This window comes from Desulfonatronospira sp., from assembly GCA_003563255.1.
In the GTDB taxonomy this organism is placed as follows: domain Bacteria; phylum Desulfobacterota; class Desulfovibrionia; order Desulfovibrionales; family Desulfonatronovibrionaceae; genus Desulfonatronospira.
Genome location: PWSL01000151.1, coordinates 1 through 3,142, shown reverse-complemented (window position 1 = coordinate 3,142; position 3,142 = coordinate 1). Strand labels below are relative to the sequence as shown.

General features: G+C 47.3%; 3 protein-coding genes. 1 reads left to right on the top strand and 2 read right to left on the bottom strand.

The genetic code is table 11. The features are described 5' to 3' along the window. Positions 1–450: 450 nt before the first annotated feature. The gene (locus QZP87_RS04220; RefSeq protein ID WP_008869483.1) at positions 451–705 is read left to right on the top strand and encodes an RNA-binding protein; all 255 of its coding nucleotides are present in this window, start codon (positions 451–453) and stop codon (positions 703–705) included. 254 nt (positions 706–959) lie between these two features. Here the strand turns inward: QZP87_RS04220 and QZP87_RS04215 are convergent, their stop codons facing one another. Both QZP87_RS04215 and QZP87_RS04210 read right to left on the bottom strand, forming a co-directional pair. Then, positions 960–2,423 (bottom strand): BCCT family transporter, encoded by a 1,464-nt coding sequence (locus tag QZP87_RS04215; RefSeq protein ID WP_291321671.1) that lies wholly within the window; start codon positions 2,421–2,423, stop codon positions 960–962. Positions 2,424–2,615: 192 nt separating this feature from the next. Beyond that, positions 2,616–2,960: an AbrB/MazE/SpoVT family DNA-binding domain-containing protein gene (locus tag QZP87_RS04210; protein WP_291321670.1), complete on the bottom strand. Its 345-nt coding sequence runs from the start codon at positions 2,958–2,960 to the stop codon at positions 2,616–2,618. Between the last annotated feature and the right edge of the window lie 182 nt (positions 2,961–3,142).

Here is a 3,142-nt window from a genome sequence, read left to right as displayed (position 1 = left end):
TTTTTTAAGAAGCGGCTGGAGCCGCAAGAACTAAATGTTCCCAGGCTGGAGCCTGGGAACGAGAGGAAGCCCTGCCTTGTCTAACGCGAACCACGCACGCAACCCAAATGAAAATGAAACAACATGTTTGTTTGAAATTTGTGCTAAGCGCCTAATACCCTGCATCTTCAGTTTTCAAAAAACGCGTAATGCTCCCACCTTTTCCTGTCTTGCCAAGCCGGCAAAAAACTCTTCAGGGGCTGATTTCTTATTAAGCAGAGCCTCTATGTATCCTGAGCTGGCAAAAAAAGCATAAAAACTTTTTTTAAAAAAAACAAAAATAATGCTTGTATCTTTCGCTCGCCAAGACTATAAGAGAATTTCTTTGTTTATCATCAGCATTTGTAGTCAGGCTGAAATGTTGAAGCCCAGAGCTGATGATTATTTTTTACTTTTTTAGGAGCTTTTTTTATGACCAATCTGTACGTAGGCAATTTGTCCTGGAACACAACCGAGACCCAACTCCGCGATTCTTTCGCCGAATTTGGAGAAGTAAGTTCAGCCAAAATCATTGAAGACCGTGAAACCGGCCGTTCTCGCGGTTTTGGTTTTGTGGAGATGGAAAACGGTGCCGATGAAGCCGTTGAAAAACTTAACGGCAAAGATTTCGACGGACGCACCATTAAAGTCAATGTTGCCAAGCCTAAAAGAGAATCCCGCTTCTAAAAAGGATTTTCCATAGCATGAAAAAACCACCCCGGGGATTCCTCAGGGTGGTTTTTTTTTGGCTGCTAACATCAGTTGATGCTGATGTTTTTAAATGGCCAGGAAAACCATGTTTTTCAATATGTTGAAGCTGCATATTTTAACCGGCCTGCCCTGGGATCATGCCTCAGCCGAACTAAAAAAGCGGCCCGCCGGATCAGCCGGCGGGCCGCTTTTGTTTCTGTCTTTTAAGCAGCGATTAGACGACTGAACCATCAATCCTCGTAGTACTTGTTCCAGTGCCTTCTCAGGCCCTTGAACAGGGACCAGCACATGATGAAGATAATGATGGCAAAGGGCAGTCCTGTGATCAAGGATGCTGTCTGCAGAGCGACCAGGCCGCCACCCATCAGAAGCACCGCTGCAATCACACCTTCCAGGATAACCCAGTAGGTACGCTGAATCTTGGGCGGGTCAGGATTGCCGCCTGCATTAATGATGTCAATGACCATGGACCCGGAGTCCGAAGAGGTCACAAAGAAGGTTACTACCACCAGCACGGCCAGTATGGAAGCCAGCATTCCCAGCGGAAACTGCTCCAGGAACACGAACAGGGATACCGGCATGTTTGCCAGAACAGCATCGGCTATGCCGACTTCCCCGAAATGCTCCATATAAATGGCGCTGTTGCCGAATACAGTCAGCCAGACAAAGGTAACAGCCACCGGCACCAGGAGTACGCCGGTGAGGTATTGCCTTATTGTCCTGCCATAGGAAACCCTGGCGATAAACATACCCACAAAGGGAGACCAGGCTATCCACCAGGCCCAGTAAAACAGGGTCCAGGCACTCTGCCACCCTCCATCATCATAGGTCTCGGCCCACAGGGACATGGACGGCAGGTTCTGCAGATAGTTGCCGATGTTCTCCAGAAGGCCGGTGACAATAAACAGTGTGGGGCCCAGGATGAGCACAAAGAGCATCAAAATACCGGCAAGGGCAATATTCACCTGGCTCAGAAATTTGATGCCTGCATCCAGCCCTCTGATAACCGACCAAAGGGCTATAGCAGTGATGCCTGCAATGAGTAAGGTCTGAACAAGGGTGTTTTCAGGTATCCCTGTTAGATGGCTTATTCCGGCATTGATCTGCTGCACCCCCAGTCCCAGGGAAGTAGCCACTCCGAACAGGGTGGCGATAGTGGCCAGAATATCAATAAAGTTGCCTATGGGGCCGTATATACGCCTTCCCAGTACCGGATAAAAAATATTGCGTATGGACAAAGGCAGTTTTTCGGAAAAGCCGAAAAAGCCAATGCCCAGACCCACAACGGCATAAATGGCCCAGGGATGAAATCCCCAGTGCAGAAAAGTGAGTTCCATGGACATTCTGGCTGCTTCTATGGATTCTGATTCGCCCAGGGGATTGTCCAGGTAGTGATACATGGGCTCAGCCACGCCGAAAAACAAAAGACCTATGCCCATGCCGGCGGAAAAGAGCATGGCGAACCAGCCGATAATGGAAAATTCCGGTTCAGCGTCTTCTCCTCCCAGGCGCATCCCTGCATACTTGGTAAAGATAAGAGCAATACAGAACACCAGAACCAGGTTCATGACCAGGATATAAAACCAGCCGAAGTTGGTCGTAATCCAGCCTTGTATGGCACTGAAAACTTCTAAAGCCGCCTCTCCGGCAGCAAGGGTAAGAATCACTCCCAGCAGAATTATTGCGGTAGAGATAAAAAATACCTAGGGATGAATGTCGTATCTAAATCTGCCTGTCCGTTTTTTCCAGGTGGACTTGCGCATCTGACGAGGCATCTGAATTTCTTCCATGTGCACCTCCTGATTTGAAGTTAGCAGTAATCCGGCACTTTAGTCCGGATATGTAGATGTTTGTGAATTAAGGCAAATAAGACTTCAAACTGCACGCTAAATCTTTTTCAGAATAACCCGGTCTTCTTCAACCACCATCTCAAAGGCATCCCCGGGCTTAAATCCTGTATATTGCAGCATCTTTTCCGAAAAAATCACACCATCCTTTTTGTACTTCCACCACCTTTTTTCTTCCAGAGAAGGAGGATCCAAAAGGCCCGGAATATCATAGAGTTCATTATCCTCATCCTGAAGCATTAGTAATTGCTCATAAAGACTGTATCTGGAAATCTGCAAATCCTTCATGATTTCCTTGGCGCCTCTTTGTTCCTTGATCAACTGCCGCAAACGGTCTGGATCATAATTGTGGGTATAGGTCCCCTTACGTTTACTCTTGGCCATAAAGCCACCTCCTGCGGTTGATTATCGGTTGTTAACTTCAGCTACACTTTTACCCCTACAACGAAACTAACGCGGACTTTGCCCGCAACCCAGATAAGAAAAGAGTTTTTGGCCCACAGATCACACAGATTGACACAGATAAAAGAGATTGAAGAAGCATGTTTTTTCCTTGCGGGAATAAG

Bases quoted from the DNA above. Each gene is read 5' to 3' on its own strand.
- QZP87_RS04220 (WP_008869483.1), top strand. From the start codon at position 451: ATGACCAATCTGTACGTAGGCAATTTGTCCTGGAACACAACCGAGACC.
- QZP87_RS04210 (WP_291321670.1), bottom strand. From the start codon at position 2,960: ATGGCCAAGAGTAAACGTAAGGGGACCTATACCCACAATTATGATCCA.